A 15,194-nucleotide genomic window follows, 5' to 3' on the forward strand; every position below is an offset into this window, starting at 1 on the left:
TCAGTCCGGCACTGAAGATGTCTCGACATGGGTCGCGTCGACAATGATCGAGAACGACATGACAGCGCCGTCAGGTCTTACGACCTCGTGGCCGAGCAAGGCGCCGGTCACCGGATCCGCATAAAGGATGTAATCGTCATCCCCAATGTCGCCGGGAATGAAGAGGCCCGTGCTGGGGCGGCCGATCCGATCTCGCGTCGGGCCGAGAGTCCGGACGTCAGCGCTCATCGTCAGCGCCTGCCACACCGCGGACATGGACCGTGGCGGGATGGCACCGTCGATCCGGGCAGTGATGATCGCTGTGACCAGGCAATGAGCCGTGCTGGTGCACTTCGCGGGATCCGACAGGAGTGTCGACGTCAGTGAGTCGGGGTCTGCCGGAAGTTCTTGAAGCGAGCCAGGAAGGGCTGAGGGACGTTTCGTTCTGGTGGCTGGCCCGGGGGTGTTCCACGTGGAGTCGGGGGGCAATGACACGCGCCCGCGGTCGTCCCAGGAGGCACCAGAAGCGCTGGTTGTCGTCGTAGTAGTTCCGTCGGATGACAGATATCGAGTAATCAGTTCGGGAGAAGGTTGGCTGGCGCTCTGCAAGGAACTCCAGTGGATGAGTCGAACTCGGGTGGTGCCGTCGGAGACCCGCAGCCAGGGTGCTTGCAGCGTGGCTTGGGCAAGGTCGTCGAGCACGGCGACAGCATCAGGGGCATCCAACATTCCGGAGCGATCCGTTGAGTCCAGTGGCGCCACCATGGGAGGGGGTGCGCTTGCTACCTCACGGTCCGGGGGCACCGGTTCCTCTGGAGGATCCACGACTGCCCAGAGCAACGCGATCGACAGCCCCATCGCGGCTGCAGCACAGACGATGCCAGTCAATGGGCGGAGCCAGTGACCCATGCCCAACGGTCGAGGACGCCACGCGCGTGGAGTGCCCACGATCGTGGTGTACGCGGCGTTCGACCGCGTGTCGGGCTCGTGGGAGGGCGCAGCACGGTCTCGATCCTTGTCTGCATAGTCCGGAGGGAGGCCAGCATCGTGCAGGAGGGCGAGTATCTCGGCTTCGAGCTCCTGCTGGGACGGGTGACCTGTGATCCTCCGGCCACGGTTCGGCTGCTGCTTCATGTTCCCTCCTCCTTGCGCCGGTATCGGAGCATCCGGGCGAGCCGGTCCTTGGCTCTCGCCAACCGCATGCTCGTGGCACCCGGACTTATGTCGAGTGCTTCTGCGATCTCATGGACGTGATAGCCCTCCATCACGAGCATCACCACCTGGCGATGTTTCGGTCTCAGCTGGCCAAGGAGCCAGTCGATCTCAGTGGCATCGCAGGCATCAACGATCTCCTGCGCGGGATCGGGCGAGACAGAGATTGAGGAACTGATCGTGACGCGCTCCACGAGTCGTGATCGGCGCGCCTGACCACGCTGCTTGTTGCGTATCTCCCCGAGGAGAAACGTGAACGTCCATGCTTCGAGTCGCAGGCGATCCGTGCGCGATGTGGGCGCAGGGAGTCTCTTGGTCCATACCGTGGTGAGTGCCGAGGAGGCAGCTTCATGTGCGTCGTCCGGGCACAGGCTCAGTTGGGCTCGCCGAAGCAGCCGCGGATACATCGCGGCGAAGAACTCCTCGAACTCAGCCTCGTTCAATGGCGCCTCTGGATGAGGGTAGTGGACGCTGACTCGCCTCGTAACCTCATGGGAAGGACGGGGGTGGAGCCTCGGAATCAACTGTCATGGCTATATGCAGTATTGAGGTCCGTGAAGTCAGCCGACGATCCGTCAGTCTCGTTTCCCAGCGGCCCAGTCCGCATGCAGCTGGCGGCAGATGAAGCCCGATGAGTCAAACCGATCGCATGCCCCATCTCGTGACACACCAGTTCCAGGCGATTGTTGTACGTAGCACCTGAGCAGCCAGAATCCACATAGACCTCGGCTGAGGTGATGTGAACGCCGCTGACAGGCGCGTAGGTGACCCCATACAGGGGTCCACACCCACTGCCGTCGAGTTGGGAAGCATAGAAGGGAACGCAATGGCTGCTGGTGCATGACGAATTTGACGTCACATAGACGAGGTCCAGCTTGGGAGCCTGATCCCAATCGATCGCAGCGGTATACACGGGCCAGGGGGCAGGAGCATAGTCATGGATGTACGCATAACCACGCGGGTAACCGGGCTCATAGTCATCCCAATGGCCGAACGTCCCTCCAAAGGCGGTGGCCCCGGTGAAGCACAGAAGGAACGAGGCGCAGAGAACGGAGAAAGTACGCATCTCAACCCACCTTGCCAAGCAGTCGAGGGTGCCCTGCTCGGGGCAGATCTCCGAGGCAGATGGTCTCGGTTATTGGGGTTGCGTCGGCGCTGCGGTGGTACGTGACGCGGGCGCAGTGACCATTGTCCTCGTCCAACGTGATGGTGGCGATGCGAGCACCGACCCCGCAGGGGCCCTCCACAGAGGTCGGCCCTTCTGGATCCGTGGTGCGGATGAATGCCCGGGCGCACTGGCTAACTGGCTCGGAGCTCGGCTCATCCGTGGGGAGTAGGACGCCATGGCCAGGCTCTGGGAATGGATCACACGGACCCACCGGCAGATGTGCTGCCTTGAGCCGGGTCACTGTCTCCTCGTCCGGGCAAGGGGGCGCGACTTCGCCTGGTTGGCCCTGGGATGCCTCTGACACCTCTGATAGGGACATGTCGTCTGAGTACCATTCTTCTGCCGTCACTGGATCGGGGCCAGAGGTCGGGGACCCCTCCAGTGCAACTGCAGCTCCGGTCGCCGCGCCGGCCAAGCCGACGACCGCCACTGCCGCGATCAGGTGTCTGTGGAGCATCTCGTCCTCCTCGGTGGATCCGTCCATCTGATCGGTACTGTCCGGGAGGGCGGGGAATCTCACGGTTCCCGTGAAATCAGTCGGTACGTGCAACGGCGCGCCACAACGTATGCACGCCCGGGAAGCCCTTCAGCTCCACGCTGACCGGGTCCACGAAGTCGAGGAACGGGTCGTCGCCGACGATCTCGCGCACCTCCTCGCTGACCAGGATCCGCTCGGCATCGGCCTGGGCGGCGACCCGCGCGGCCATCGCCACGTTGCGGCCGAACCAGTCGCCGTCGCGTTCGATGGCGGTGCCCACGTGCATGCCCATCCGGACCGAGACCGGCAGGCCGCGTCGTCCCTCGCTGAGCTGGGCCAGGCGGTCCTGGATGCCCAGTGCGGTCGCGATCGCGTCGGCCGGATCGGCGAAGACGACCATGAACCCGTCGCCCTGGGTCTTGACGACGTGGCCCCGGTGGGCGGCGATCTGCTTGCGCACCAGGGAGTCGTGGCGCTCGAGCACCTTGATCCAGGCCTGGTCGCCCAGCTTCTCGTTCATGGCGGTCGAGTCGACGATGTCGGAGAAGAAGATGGTGATGGTGCCGTCGGCGCCGGTCAGTTGGGCGATCTCGGACCGGTTGGCGATCGCGATCCCGGTCAACTCCTCGATCGAACTGGCCAGGAAGCCGGAGACGCCCTGCTCGCGGACCTTCGCCGCCGTGTCGACCACGGTGCGCAGGGCATGGGTGGTGACCTGCGTGGCCTGGCGGGCCAGGCTCGGCGGCCGTCCGGGACGGCGGTTGCTGGCCAGTTGCCGGCGCAGCGCAGCCAGTTCTCGGCGGGTGCGGGAGAGGCGCACCTGCAAGGTGATGGCCACGCCGAGGGAGGCCATCAGGGCGATGGCCAGGACGAGGGCGAGCACTTGCGCAGTCGGCACGCTTCGAAAGGTTACTGCCACGACGGCCGGGTTGCGTGCTGTCTCGCCGCCACCTGTCAGACTCGGCGGGCGATGACTTCGATGATCACTCCCGGGGTGGAGAACGACGAGGCCCGGCTCAGGGCGCTACGACGGATGCAGGGCGTTGCCCTCGGACTGCTGGTGCTGGCCGCAGTGGTCTATGTGCTGACCCGCGACCAGGACGGCTTCCTCGGGTTCGTCAACGCCGGCGCCGAGGCCAGCATGGTCGGCGCCATCGCCGACTGGTTCGCGGTCACCGCGCTCTTCCGCCACCCGCTGGGCCTGCCGATCCCGCACACTGCCCTGATCCCGCGCCGCAAGGACGACCTGGGCCGTGGCCTGGAGGAGTTCGTGGGGGAGAACTTCATGGCCGCCGACATCGTCCGCGAGCGGGTGCTGGCTGCCGAGCCGACCCGCCGGATCGGCGCCTGGCTGGCCGACCCTGCCCATGCCCGCAAGGTCACCGACGAGGTCACCGAGGTGGCCGCCGTCGCGCTCGGCAAGGTCCGCGACGAGCACATCGTCGAGGTCGTCGAGGCGGTTCTCGTGCCGCGCTTCCGGGAGGAACCGATCTCCCCGATCCTGGGCACCTTCGTCACCGAGGCGGTCCGCGATGACCTGCACCACGGTCTGGTCGACCTGGCCCTGGAGGAGCTCCACGGGTGGCTGGTGGAGAACCATGACACCTTCACCGAGGTGCTGGGGGAGCGGGCCCCGACCTGGGTGCCGCCCCGGATCAACGAGGCAGTCACCAACCGGCTGCACGCCGAGGCGGTCCGGTGGCTGGCCGACATCCGCTCCGACCCCGACCACCGCGCCCGCCGGGCACTCGACTCGATGCTCGCCCAGCTCGGCCAGGACCTGCTCTTCAATCCCTCCACCCAGGAGCGGGCGGAGAACCTCAAGCTCCGGCTCCTCGACCACCCCCAGTTCGCTGCCACCGGGATCTCGCTGTGGAAGGCGCTGCGCAATGCCCTGCTCGGTGCGCTGCAGGACGAGTCCGGCCCGCTCAAGCAGCGGCTCGCCGACGAACTGGTCGCCGTCGCGATCCGGTTCCGCGACGAGCCCGCGATGCAGCAACGGCTGGACGGGCTGGCCGCCGATGCCGTCGTCTTCGGGGTCAACCGCTATGGCAAGGAACTGACCACCGTGATCACCACGACCATCGAGGGATGGGACGGCAAGGAGGCCGCGAAGCGGATCGAGCTCCACGTCGGGCGGGACCTGCAGTTCATCCGGATCAACGGCACCATCGTCGGTGGCCTGGTCGGCGTACTGATCCACGCCATCTCGGTGCTGCTGCCCTGAGCCCGGTCGCCGTACGTGGTGGGACGCGCCGTACGCCGGCACTTGTGCGGTGCTGTTGACGAAATCGTGCGTCACAGCACTACTCAAGCGACACGGACCCCGCGTTACAACGGGGAGGAGGGTGCGAGAATCGCCGCCATGAGCAGCGACGTACCGATCCGTGATGACTCGATCCGCCTGGGGCAGTTCCTCAAGCTGGCCAACCTGGTCGAGGACGGCGCCGAGGCCAAGGCCGTGATCGCCGATGGCCAGGTGCACGTCAACGGTGAGGTCGAACTGCGCCGTGGTCGCCAGTTGGCGATCGGCGACCGGGTCACGCTCGGCGCGGACTCCCACGGGCCGGGCGCCACGGTGGCCGCCTACGACCCGGACGCAGACGACGGCCTGCCCTGGTAGGGACAGGCCGTCGGCAGGTGGTGTGCGTGCTCAGGAGACCTTGAGCAGGTCCACCACGAAGATCAGGGTCTCGCCGCCCTTGATGACGCCGCCGGCGCCGCGGTCGCCGTACCCCAGGTGCGGCGGGATGACCAGCTGGCGCCGGCCGCCGACCTTCATGCCCTGCACGCCGGTGTCCCAGCCGGAGATGACCTGGCCGATGCCGAGGCGGAACTGGAGCGGGGCGCCACGGTTGTAGGAGGCGTCGAACTCCTCACCGGTCGAGTGGGCGACCCCGACGTAGTGCACCGAGACGGTGTCGCCCGCCTTGGCCTCGTCGCCGTCGCCCTCGGTGATGTCGGTGATCACCAAGTCGGCCGGCGGCTCCGGGTCGAAGAATTCGATCTCGGGCTTCTCGTTGCTCACAGGGTGCCTCTCGGGTCTGGTTCGGGGTGGCGCAGGTTCAGGTCTGGTGCAGGTAGGTGTCGAGCTGGTCGCGTTCGAACTCGAGCTCGCCGATCCGGCTCTTGACCACGTCGCCGATGGAGATGATGCCAGCCAGCGAACCCTCGGCCAGCACGGGGATGTGCCGCACCCGGTGCTCGGTCATCACCTGCATCAGTTCGGTGACCGCGCTGGTGCCCTCGCAGCTGTGCACCACCGAGGTGGCGATCGCCGAGACCGGGGCATCGAGGAGGTCGGGGTCGTCGTTGAGGCGCCGCACCACGTCCCGCTCGGAGGCGATGCCGTCCACCGAGGAGCCGTCGCGGGAGACGATCAGCGCACCCACGTTGTGCTCGGCCAGCAGGGCGACCAGTTCCCGCACCGTGGCATCCGGCGCGACGGTGACCACATCCTGGCGGGGTTTGGCCCGCAGTACGTCGTTGATGAGCAAGGTGACCTCCTGGCGCAGGGGCTGTGACACGGGTCACGCTAGCGGGCGCCGAAGAGTTTTGAACAGGGTGCGCCCGCAGTGTGGGCCGTGATCAGTCGTCGCCCTCGCGGCGCCGCGAGCGCAGGTCGTGCACCGAGCCGCCCTGGTGCTCTTCGAGGGAGTCGGTCTCCGCGGCCGAGCCGAGGAAGGCCAGTGCGGCCTCGTGCAGGTGGGTGTTGCTGGCCACGGCATTGCCGCCGAACGGGCCGTCGGTGCCGTCCAGGGACGTGAACCGGCCGCCCGCCTCGCGCACGATGATGTCGAGCGCGGCCATGTCATAGAGCTCCAGTTCCGGCTCCGCGGCCAGGTCCACGGCCCCCTCGGCGACCATCATGTAGGACCAGAAGTCCCCATAGGCCCGGGTGCGCCAGCACCGCCGGGTCAGCGCCAGGAAGTCCTCGAGCCGGCCCCGCTCGTCCCAGCCCGACAACGACGAATAGCTCAGCGAGGCGTCCTCGAGGCGGCGTACGTCGGAGGTGTGGATCTGCTGCGCCTTGAGCAGGGAACGCCCGGTCCAGGCGCCGTTCTCCTTCGAGGCCCACCAGCGGCGCTGCAGCATCGGGGCCGAGACGACGCCGAGCACCACCTCGTCGTCGACGACCAGGGAGATCAGCGTCGCCCACACCGGTACGCCGCGCACGAAGTTCTTGGTGCCGTCGATCGGGTCGATCACCCACCGGCGCTGGCTGTGCCCGGTGGTGCCCTGCTCCTCGCCGACGACGGCGTCGCGGGAACGGACCCGGGACAGGGTGCGCCGGATGCCCTCCTCGACGGCCTGGTCCGCGTCGGTGACCGGGGTCAGGTCCGGCTTGCTCATCACGTGCAGGTCCAGGGCCTTGAACCGGGCCTGGGTGATGGAGTCCGCGTCATCGGCCAGCACGTGGGCCAGCCTCAGGTCGTCGGTGTAGTCGATCGCCATGGCAGCAGGCTATTACCTCCCGGCGCCCGCCCACCCACTGCGCTCGATGGGCGCAGCGGACCGATGACCCGATAGCGTTGCCTCCCATGGAGCTCAACGGACTTCCGGTCCACCCCCTCATCGTGCACCTGGCCGTGGTCCTGGTCCCCGCCGCGGCGGTGCTGGCCGCCCTCTATGGCACCGTGCCCGGATGGCGCTGGGCCCTGCGCTGGCCGACGGTCTGGGTGTCGCTGGGTGCGGTGGTCTCGGTCGCCTATGCCTGGGTCTCCGGTCGTGACCTGCTGGATAGGAAGCCGGAACTCGAGCCGATCATCCAGCCGCACCAGGAGCGCGCCGACATCCTCTTCTGGTGCGCCATCGTCTTCTTCGTGGTGGTCGTGCTGAGCGCCTTCTGGATGGGTGGGCCCTCGGGCCTCGTCTCCGGGAAGGGGGAGCGCCGTCGCCGCCCACCGGTGATCGAGCTGAGCCTGGCCGCGATGCTGGTGATCTTCGCGATCGTGTTGATCACGATGACGTTCGCCACCGGGGAGCAGGGCGCCCGCCTGGTCTGGGGCTGAGCCCGGGCCGACTCAGTCCGCGGCGGCCTCGCGGGAGGCCAGCAGTCGACGGAACGACTCCACCCGCTCGCCGTCGACCTCGCCCGCGGCCAGAGCGTCGTCCAGGCCGCACTCGGGTTCGTCCATGCCGTGGGTGCAGCCGCGCGGGCACTCCTCGGTCATCTCGTCCAGGTCCGGGAACGCCTCGATCAGGTTCTCCGGCTGCACATGGGCCAGCCCGAAGGAACGGATCCCCGGGGTGTCGATGATCCAGCCGTCGTCGTCGGGCAGCGGCAGCATGTACGCCGACGTCGAGGTGTGCCGCCCACGGCCTGTCACTGCGTTCACCACGCCGACCTCGCGCCGCGCCTCGGGGACCAGGGCATTGACCAGGGTGGACTTGCCGACCCCGCTGTGCCCGACCAGCACGCTGGTGCGCCCGGCGAGGACCTCGCGCACCGCCGCCACGTCGCCGCCGCGTTGGGTCACTACCCACGGGACCCCCAGCGAGCGGTAGGTCGCCAGCAGCGTCTCCGGGTCGGCCAGGTCGGCCTTGGTCAGGCACAGCACCGGCTGCATTCCCGCGTCGTACGCCGCGACCAGCGCCCGGTCGATCAGCCGCGGGCGCGGTTCCGGGTCGGCCAGGGCCGCCACCACCACCAGTTGCGACGCGTTCGCGACGATGACCCGCTCGACCGGGTCGTCGTCATCGGCGGTACGCCGCAGCGTCGTGGACCGCTCGCAGACCTCCACGATCCGGGCCAGGGAGCCGTCTGCACCCGAGGTGTCACCCACCACCCGGACCCGGTCGCCGACCACGACGCCCTTGCGGCCCAGCGGGCGCGACTTCATCGCCATCACCCGGGTGCCGGCCAGGTCCAGGGTGAACCGGCCCCGGTCCACGGTGACCACCAGCGCCTCGAGCGCATCGTCATAGGTCGGCCGGTCCTTGGTCCGCGGCCGGGTCCGCCGCCGGGGGCGGTCGTAGTGCTCGACGTCGTGCTCGTGGTAGCGGCGGCTCATCCCAACAGGCCGCCCCAGAACGAGGCGAAGTCGGGGAACGTCTTCGACGTGGTGTCGATGTCCTCGACCAGGACACCGTCGACGGCGGCGCCGATCACCACGCCGGCGTGGGCCATCCGGTGGTCGGCGTAGGTGTGGAAGGTGCCGCCATGGAGGGTGGCCGGCTCCAGGGAGAGCCCGTCACGGTGTTCGGTGACGCGGGCTCCCAGGGCACCCAGTTCGGTAGCGAGGGCGGTGAGCCGGTCGGTCTCGTGGCCGCGGATGTGCTCGATGCCGCGCAGGTGCGAGGGAGATCCGGCCAGGGCGCACAGGGCCGCCACGGTCGGGGTCAGTTCGCCGACGTCGTGCAGGTCCAGGTCGATGCCGGTCAACTGGTCCGGGCCGCTGACCCGCAGGCCGGCCTCCGACAGGGTCACCGTGCACCCCATCAGGGTGAGGATCTCGCGCAGCGCGTCGCCGGCCTGATGGGTCGCCGCGGGCCAGTCACGCACCGTCACGGTGCCGCCGGAGACGGCGGCCAGGGCCAGGAACGGGGCCGCGTTCGACAGGTCCGGCTCGATCAGGTGGTCCACCGGGGCGATCGGTCCCGGCGCGACCGTCCAGCGGTTGGCCTCGGAGTCGTCGACGTCGACACCGTGCTGGCGCAGCATCGCCACAGTCATGTCGATGTGCGGCAGTGAGGGCACCGGCTTGCCGTCGTGGCGTACGTCGATCCCGCGGTCATAGCGGGCGCCGGCCAGGAGCAGCGCAGAGATGAACTGGGACGAGGCCGACGCGTCGACCACCACGGTGCCACCGGCCACCGACCCGGTGCCGGTGACGGTGAACGGGAGCCGGTCGCCGTCCGAGACGTCGACACCGAGGCCACGCAGTGCGGTGAGGATCTCCCCGATCGGGCGGTTGCGCATGTGCGGGTCGCCGTCGAAGGCAATCCGCCCCCGGGCCAGTCCCGCCACCGGCGGCACGAACCGCATCACGGTGCCGGCCAGGCCGCAGTCCACCTCGGCATCGGCCTCGAGGGCGCCCGGGGTGACACTCCAGTCGTCGCCCGCGGTGTCCACGTGCGCGCCGAGCGACGTCAGGGCGGCGGCCATCAGCAGGGTGTCGCGCGAGCGGAGGGCGCGGCGTACCACCGAGGGCCCTTCGGCCAGCGCGGCCAGGACCAGGGCCCGGTTGGTCAGGGACTTCGATCCGGGCAGGGAGACGGTCACGTCGAGGCTGCGTGACGCCCGCGGTGCGGGCCAGTGCTGGGGGAGGGAGGAAGGGGTGACCACGGTTCGAAGGGTATCCGCAGCCACGCTCAGCCGATCAGGCCGGAGGACCAGGTGACGGTGTTGTTGCCCGGGTCGGCGTCGGTGAAGTTGTCCGCGGACACGGTGGCATGCACCTGCGAGAGGACGGCCAGGACCAGGACCACGGTGACCGACGGGCTCTCGGAGGTGACCGGGCAGGTGACCGCGTTGCCGGCCCTGGTGCACGAACCGGGTGCGACGCCGGCGGTGAGCAGGTTGCTGGTCAGGGTGATCGTGGCGGTGTCACCTGCCACCATCCCGGAAGCGGTGAAGGTCAGTTCGGTGCGCAGGCCCAGGCCAAGGGGGCGCTCGCTGACGGCGATCGTCAGGTCGTGGACCGGCTCCGGTTCCGGGGTCGGCTCGGGATCGGGAGTGGGGTCCGGGGTGGGATCAGGTGCGGGCGTCGGCTCGGGCGTGTGCGTCGGTGAAGCACTCGGCGGCGGCTGCGGCGTGGGCTCCGTTGTCGGGGGAGCCACCGGTGACGGCGGCGCGACCGCGCTCGGGCTGGCCACCGGTGCGCTGGACGCCGGAGGTACGACGACCGGCGCGCTCAGCGTGGGTGAGGCCGGTGCCTCGGACGAGGGCGCCGGCTCGACCGGTGCCGGGGATGCGGGGGCCGGGGCGGCCTGCGTCGGATCGGCCGGTGCAGTGGCCACAGGCGTCTCCAAGTCGGCCTGCGCCACCGGGTCGTCGTTCATGGTGACGGCGAGCGAGACACCGGCCACGGCAGTCACTGCGGCGACCGAACTGATCGCGGCGACCTGGCTGTTGGCGACGATGGCGTCCTTGAGCCGGCCCAGCAGGAGCAGCAGCCCACCCTTCCCGGCGATGGCGCCCACCGCCGAGGTGGCGCCGCCCAGGTAGGCGGCGCCGGCAACACCGCCGAGCAGCAGCGGCGCGAGCAGCGCACCGAGGTTGGAGTTCACCTCGGTGAGTTCGAGATAGATCGCCATGCATCCGCGGCACTCGTCCAGGTGCTGCTCCACCTTGGTGGTGTCCCGCTTGGCAAGGCCCTTGCGGACGTAGGCGCCGAGGTGTTCGTGGGTCCAGCGGCACTGTGCGTCATCGAGTTCTTCGGCATGGGAGTTCAGGAACGCCTGGCGCAGGCCCTCGCGGGCGCGGTAGGCCAGTGCCGAGACGGAGTTGGCGCTCATCCCCAGCAGGGGCGCCACGTCGGCCGGCTTGTGACCCTCCACCTCGGTGTGCCACAGCACCAGTTGCCACCGCTCGGGCAACGAGGCGAAGGCCTTGGCCGCGGCGACTGACTCGAACCCCTCCACGGCGGTGTCGCGGAACGGGACCCCGGGGTCGAACGGCTCCAGGTCGTCGGTGGTGTGCAGCCGCTTGGTGGCCCGGACCCGGTCGATGTGGAGGCGGCGTACCGAGGTGAGCAGGTAGGCACGGAAGGCCAGGTCCGGCCCGCCGCCGTCCTGGAGCACCTTGAGCACCTTGACGAACGCCTCGGAGACCAGGTCGTCGGCATCGGTCGGGTTGGTCAGTTGCCGGGCCAGGCGCCGGGCGGCATCCGCATGCCGCTCGAAGAGATCGCCGTACGCCGACAGGTCGCCGCCCCGGACGGCCGAGATCAACTCGGCATCGCCCGGTCCGTCGATCTCCGCAAGCGTGCTGGTCACACTCTTCCCAACGATCAAGGCCACAAATGATGACGCAACCAGACTAGGCCGTGTGGATGGCCTGCTCGCCCCGGTGCTGGCAGGGTGGTCGGGTGCGTCCACTGCTGCTCGTCGTCCCGGCCCTGGCGGTGCTGCTCGCTGCGGCGTGCAGCAGCGTCGACTCCGGCGGTCCCGGAACCGACGAGCCAAGCGGCAGGGCTGCCCTGGGTGCGTACGACGGCCTGTGCGGGTGGGCGCCGAGCCGCGAGGTGGAGCGGATCTTCGACGGGCCGGTGGTCATCACGGGTGGCCGGGAGTGCCGGATCGCGGCCGAGGGAGACCTGGAGCGCACCGGCGTCTTCCACTTCGTCCTCGAGCAGCACACCGGCCTCGACGACCTGCGTGACGAGGTCCGGGTCAGTGCCACCCGGGGCGGGTTCACGCTCTGCGGTGACGAGGCCGTCGAGTCCCACGGGATGCGGGTGCTGCGGATGCTCACCTGCCCGGGATCGAAGCAGGACGGCTGGGACTTCCGGGTGATGGTGGAAGTCGCCGACGGCAGGGTCCTTGCCTCCCGGCCCCAGGAGCATCCCGACGCAGGGGCGGCCGAGGCCGCGAGCCAGCGCTTCGTCGAGCTGCTCGAGGTGTACGCCGTCCACCTGCAGGGACAGCCACTGGTCAACGAGGTCAGTCCGGGGGAGTGGGTCGAGCTCTACAACCCCGGCCCGGAGCCCGTCGACGTGGGTGGGTGGCAGGTGGTGGCCACCGACCGGCGGGTGGCGTCCACCGCGGGTGGGGAGTCGGCCAGCCCCGCGGCCGGCGCCCATGCGGTCACCGTGCCCAGCGGGTCCACGGTGCCACCCGGCGGGCACCTCGTCATCGACCTGGGCGCCCTGGAGCCCGTCCCCGGCAAGGCACCCATGGTCGCGTTGGTCGATCCGGGCGGGCTCTGGGTGGACGAGGCCGCCGTCGGATTCGTCGACGCCGGCGAGGTGATCCGGCGCAACGGCGACGGCCAGCCCTTCTGCGGATTCGGCACCGACGGCGCCACGCCCGGGACGGCGAACCCGGTCTCGACGACCCGGTGTTGAGGTTGCCTCGGAATCGCCGTGAACTTTTCCTGCAGAACCGCGTCATGAACCATTCCGGCGCCCGTTCCACTCCTGACAGACCTGGGAGCAGGACACCGAGGGAGGAGCAGCCGTGGGGTTCTTTGCGACGCGATCGCGAACTGCCGCCACGGCGGATCCCGAGGCGAGGCCGGAGCTGGATCGAAGCGCGTTGGACATCCCCCAGCGCTTCGCAGCAGTAGGGGAGGCCCTCGCCTCGGGATCGGGCTCCGTCGGCCCCTGTGAGGTCGCCGGCACAGCCCTCGCTCAGGACGGCGCCTCGCTCGACGAGGCGCTGGACCAGTTGCACCGCACCACGCAGGCGGTGCTCGGCCAGGACCCGTCGTTCGACGACGTACGGGCGCTGTCGCGGGGATGGAGCGAGACCGCACTCGCCTATCTGCACCAGCTCAGCTGCGAGGACCCGCTGACCGGCCTGTCCAGCCTGGCCCACATCCGCAGCCGGCTCTCCGAGCTCTACCGGGGCACCGCCGACCCCGGCTCCGACCATGCCCTGGTCGTCCTGGACCTGCCCGACGCCGAGGCCACCGACGACTCGTTCACCCGCGCCATGCGGATGGCCCGGCTCGGCGACGTGGCCCGCACCGTCTTCGCGGGCAGCGAGAGCATCGGCCGCTGCGGGGAACGACGTATCGTGCTGCTCGCCGGCCGTGACGCCCGCCTGGGCCGCCGGGTGGCGTTGCTGCGCACCATGGTCACCTTCGGCGATCGTCCGGCCCGGCTCTGGATCGAAGGACTGCCGCCGAGCGACGAGGCCGCCGGGTTCCTGCTCGACGAACTGTGCCGGGGCTGACGCCGGACCCACCGTAGGCTGGGGGCATGTGCGGTCGTTATGCCTCCTCGCGCCAGGTCACTGACCTGGTCGACGAGTTCGATGTCGCGGAGGCGATGGTCGAGACACCCCTGGAGCCCGACTACAACGTGGCGCCGACCAAGGAGGTGTACGCCGTCCTGGAGCGCCCCGAACGGGCCGACCGGCCCCAGCAGCGCCAGCTGCGCGTGCTCACCTGGGGACTGGTCCCGTCCTGGGCGAAGGACCCGGCGATCGGCAACCGGATGATCAACGCACGGATGGAGACCGTCGCCGAGAAGCCGGCGTACCGGAAGGCCTTCGCCGCGCGCCGGTGCCTGCTGCCCGCCGATGGCTACTACGAGTGGTACCCGACCCAGGAACTGACCAAGGCCGGCAAGCCGAAGAAGCAGCCCTTCTTCATCCGGCCCGCCGACGGAGGAGTGCTGTCGATGGCCGGGCTCTACGAGATCTGGCGCGACCCGGCCCTGCCCGACGACCATCCGCACCCGTTCCGCTGGACCTGCACCGTGATCACCACCGACGCCGAGGACGACCTAGGCCACATCCATGACCGGATGCCGTTGATGGTGCCCGCCGACAACTGGGGGAGCTGGCTGGATCCGACCACGTCGGGCGCCGACCTGCTCGATCTGCTCGAACCGGCCGCTCCCGGCCGGCTGGTCGCGCATCCGGTCTCCGCGCTGGTGAGCAACGTGCGCAACAACGGTCCCGAGCTCACCGCACCCCTGCCCCTCGAGCCCGACCACACCGAGCACTGACGGAGCGCCCCATGCCCACCACCCGCATCATCGAGACACCGCACGGGCCCGGACGCCTGGTCTCCTCACGCTCCCCGAGTCCGTTCGCCACGCTGCTCATCAGCCACGGCGCAGGCGCCGGGATCGACACCCACGACCTGGCCGCGCTGGCCAGGCACCTGCCCGGGCAGGGGATCACCGTGCACCGCTTCGAACAACCCTGGGTGGTGGCCGGGCGGAAGGTGGCCACCCCGCCGCGCACCCTGGACGACGGGCTGATCGCGGCAGCGAGCAAGATCCGCACCCGTACGCCGTTGGTCATCGGGGGACGCTCGGCCGGGGCACGCTCGGCCTGTCGCTGTGCCCGTGACCTGGGTGCCTCCGGCGTCCTCGCCCTCTCCTTCCCGCTGCACCCGCCGGGCAAGCCGGAGAAGTCCCGGGTGGCGGAGTTGACCGGTGCCGGACTGCCCACCCTGGTGATCCAGGGAGCCCGCGACCCGATGGGGCGCCCCGAGGAGTTCCCCGGCGACACCAACCTGGTCGAGGTGCCGGGGGGCGACCACTCGCTGCGGGTGGGCAAGACCGCGGGCCTGGACATGAAGGAGGCCACCGCCCTGGTGGTGGAAGCCGCACTGGAGTGGATCGGCCGCGAGATCGGCCGCTGAGCACCGGTGGAATCAATCGGGCGGCGCCGCTGTTGGAACAGACATGCTCGCCACACTCGATCGAACCGAAGCGCCCTCGGCGCTAGTCTGGG

General features: G+C 69.5%; 16 protein-coding genes. 7 read left to right on the forward strand and 9 right to left on the reverse strand.

Annotation, left to right across the window (positions count from 1 at the left end):
* The 3 genes from Q9R27_RS03190 to Q9R27_RS03200 all read right to left on the reverse strand — a co-directional run bounded on the left by Q9R27_RS03190 (window position 1) and on the right by Q9R27_RS03200 (window position 3,735).
* A complete protein-coding gene (locus tag Q9R27_RS03190) occupies window positions 1-1,113 on the reverse strand; it encodes a hypothetical protein (RefSeq protein ID WP_311250888.1) in 1,113 nt (370 codons plus the stop codon).
* Window positions 1,110-1,634, reverse strand: a complete 525-nt coding sequence (locus tag Q9R27_RS03195; RefSeq protein ID WP_311250889.1) for a sigma-70 family RNA polymerase sigma factor — start codon at window positions 1,632-1,634, stop codon at window positions 1,110-1,112. The genes Q9R27_RS03190 and Q9R27_RS03195 overlap by 4 nt, the downstream gene beginning before the upstream one ends.
* Window positions 1,635-2,892: 1,258 nt before the next feature.
* Window positions 2,893-3,735 carry an adenylate/guanylate cyclase domain-containing protein gene (locus tag Q9R27_RS03200; protein WP_311250890.1) on the reverse strand — a complete coding sequence of 281 codons (843 nt, stop codon included), beginning with the start codon at window positions 3,733-3,735 and terminating at the stop codon, window positions 2,893-2,895.
* A gap of 72 nt (window positions 3,736-3,807) precedes the next feature.
* On the opposite strand from Q9R27_RS03200, the gene Q9R27_RS03205 reads away from it, so the two are divergent.
* Together Q9R27_RS03205 and Q9R27_RS03210 are read left to right on the forward strand one after the other, a co-directional pair.
* Window positions 3,808-5,064, forward strand: coding sequence for a DUF445 domain-containing protein (locus Q9R27_RS03205; RefSeq protein ID WP_311250891.1), 1,257 nt, complete (start codon window positions 3,808-3,810; stop codon window positions 5,062-5,064).
* 138 nt (window positions 5,065-5,202) lie between these two features.
* Window positions 5,203-5,460, forward strand: coding sequence for an RNA-binding S4 domain-containing protein (locus tag Q9R27_RS03210; RefSeq protein WP_311250892.1), 258 nt, complete (start codon window positions 5,203-5,205; stop codon window positions 5,458-5,460).
* 30 nt (window positions 5,461-5,490) lie between these two features.
* Here the strand turns inward: Q9R27_RS03210 and Q9R27_RS03215 are convergent, their stop codons facing one another.
* The 3 genes from Q9R27_RS03215 to hisN form a co-directional block, all read right to left on the reverse strand.
* Window positions 5,491-5,865 carry an FKBP-type peptidyl-prolyl cis-trans isomerase gene (locus tag Q9R27_RS03215; protein ID WP_311250893.1) on the reverse strand — a complete coding sequence of 125 codons (375 nt, stop codon included), beginning with the start codon at window positions 5,863-5,865 and terminating at the stop codon, window positions 5,491-5,493.
* Between the two features lie 37 nt (window positions 5,866-5,902).
* Window positions 5,903-6,364 carry a CBS domain-containing protein gene (locus tag Q9R27_RS03220; RefSeq protein ID WP_311250894.1) on the reverse strand — a complete coding sequence of 154 codons (462 nt, stop codon included), beginning with the start codon at window positions 6,362-6,364 and terminating at the stop codon, window positions 5,903-5,905.
* A gap of 61 nt (window positions 6,365-6,425) precedes the next feature.
* Window positions 6,426-7,292, reverse strand: a complete 867-nt coding sequence (gene hisN, locus Q9R27_RS03225) for a histidinol-phosphatase (protein WP_311250895.1) — start codon at window positions 7,290-7,292, stop codon at window positions 6,426-6,428.
* Between the two features lie 86 nt (window positions 7,293-7,378).
* On the opposite strand from hisN, the gene Q9R27_RS03230 reads away from it, so the two are divergent.
* On the forward strand, window positions 7,379-7,849 hold the full coding sequence (locus tag Q9R27_RS03230; RefSeq protein WP_311250896.1) for a DUF2231 domain-containing protein: 471 nt from the start codon (window positions 7,379-7,381) through the stop codon (window positions 7,847-7,849).
* 12 nt (window positions 7,850-7,861) lie between these two features.
* On the opposite strand, the gene rsgA is transcribed toward Q9R27_RS03230, so the two are convergent.
* From rsgA to Q9R27_RS03245, 3 genes are read right to left on the reverse strand one after another with little or no spacing between them, the layout of a single operon-like run.
* A complete protein-coding gene (gene rsgA / locus Q9R27_RS03235; RefSeq protein WP_311250897.1) occupies window positions 7,862-8,851 on the reverse strand; it encodes a ribosome small subunit-dependent GTPase A in 990 nt (329 codons plus the stop codon).
* Window positions 8,848-10,125 carry a 3-phosphoshikimate 1-carboxyvinyltransferase gene (gene aroA / locus Q9R27_RS03240; protein WP_311250898.1) on the reverse strand — a complete coding sequence of 426 codons (1,278 nt, stop codon included), beginning with the start codon at window positions 10,123-10,125 and terminating at the stop codon, window positions 8,848-8,850. Before aroA ends, rsgA begins: the two co-directional genes overlap by 4 nt.
* A gap of 26 nt (window positions 10,126-10,151) precedes the next feature.
* A complete protein-coding gene (locus Q9R27_RS03245) occupies window positions 10,152-11,777 on the reverse strand; it encodes a sigma-70 family RNA polymerase sigma factor (protein WP_311250899.1) in 1,626 nt (541 codons plus the stop codon).
* Window positions 11,778-11,869: 92 nt separating this feature from the next.
* On the opposite strand from Q9R27_RS03245, the gene Q9R27_RS03250 reads away from it, so the two are divergent.
* The 4 genes from Q9R27_RS03250 (at window position 11,870) to Q9R27_RS03265 (ending at window position 15,102) form a co-directional block, all read left to right on the forward strand.
* Entirely contained in the window at window positions 11,870-12,847 is a 978-nt protein-coding gene (locus Q9R27_RS03250) for a lamin tail domain-containing protein (RefSeq protein WP_311250900.1), read from the forward strand.
* A gap of 190 nt (window positions 12,848-13,037) precedes the next feature.
* Window positions 13,038-13,679, forward strand: a complete 642-nt coding sequence (locus Q9R27_RS03255; protein ID WP_311250901.1) for a hypothetical protein — start codon at window positions 13,038-13,040, stop codon at window positions 13,677-13,679.
* Window positions 13,680-13,705: 26 nt separating this feature from the next.
* Complete coding sequence (locus tag Q9R27_RS03260; protein ID WP_311250902.1) at window positions 13,706-14,458, forward strand: SOS response-associated peptidase; 753 nt, start codon at window positions 13,706-13,708, stop codon at window positions 14,456-14,458.
* Between the two features lie 11 nt (window positions 14,459-14,469).
* A complete protein-coding gene (locus tag Q9R27_RS03265) occupies window positions 14,470-15,102 on the forward strand; it encodes an alpha/beta family hydrolase (RefSeq protein WP_311250903.1) in 633 nt (210 codons plus the stop codon).
* Window positions 15,103-15,194: the final 92 nt, after the last annotated feature.

This window comes from Nocardioides sp. AE5 (genome assembly GCF_031844485.1).
Lineage (GTDB): Bacteria > Actinomycetota > Actinomycetes > Propionibacteriales > Nocardioidaceae > Nocardioides.

Excerpts from the sequence above, each read along its gene's own strand:
- Q9R27_RS03190 (WP_311250888.1), bottom strand. The coding sequence starts at position 1,113 with ATGAAGCAGCAGCCGAACCGTGGCCGGAGGATCACAGGTCACCCGTCC.
- Q9R27_RS03205 (WP_311250891.1), top strand. The coding sequence starts at position 3,808 with ATGACTTCGATGATCACTCCCGGGGTGGAGAACGACGAGGCCCGGCTC.
- Q9R27_RS03210 (WP_311250892.1), top strand. The coding sequence starts at position 5,203 with ATGAGCAGCGACGTACCGATCCGTGATGACTCGATCCGCCTGGGGCAG.
- hisN (WP_311250895.1), bottom strand. The coding sequence starts at position 7,292 with ATGGCGATCGACTACACCGACGACCTGAGGCTGGCCCACGTGCTGGCC.
- Q9R27_RS03230 (WP_311250896.1), top strand. The coding sequence starts at position 7,379 with ATGGAGCTCAACGGACTTCCGGTCCACCCCCTCATCGTGCACCTGGCC.
- rsgA (WP_311250897.1), bottom strand. The coding sequence starts at position 8,851 with ATGAGCCGCCGCTACCACGAGCACGACGTCGAGCACTACGACCGCCCC.
- Q9R27_RS03260 (WP_311250902.1), top strand. The coding sequence starts at position 13,706 with ATGTGCGGTCGTTATGCCTCCTCGCGCCAGGTCACTGACCTGGTCGAC.
- Q9R27_RS03265 (WP_311250903.1), top strand. The coding sequence starts at position 14,470 with ATGCCCACCACCCGCATCATCGAGACACCGCACGGGCCCGGACGCCTG.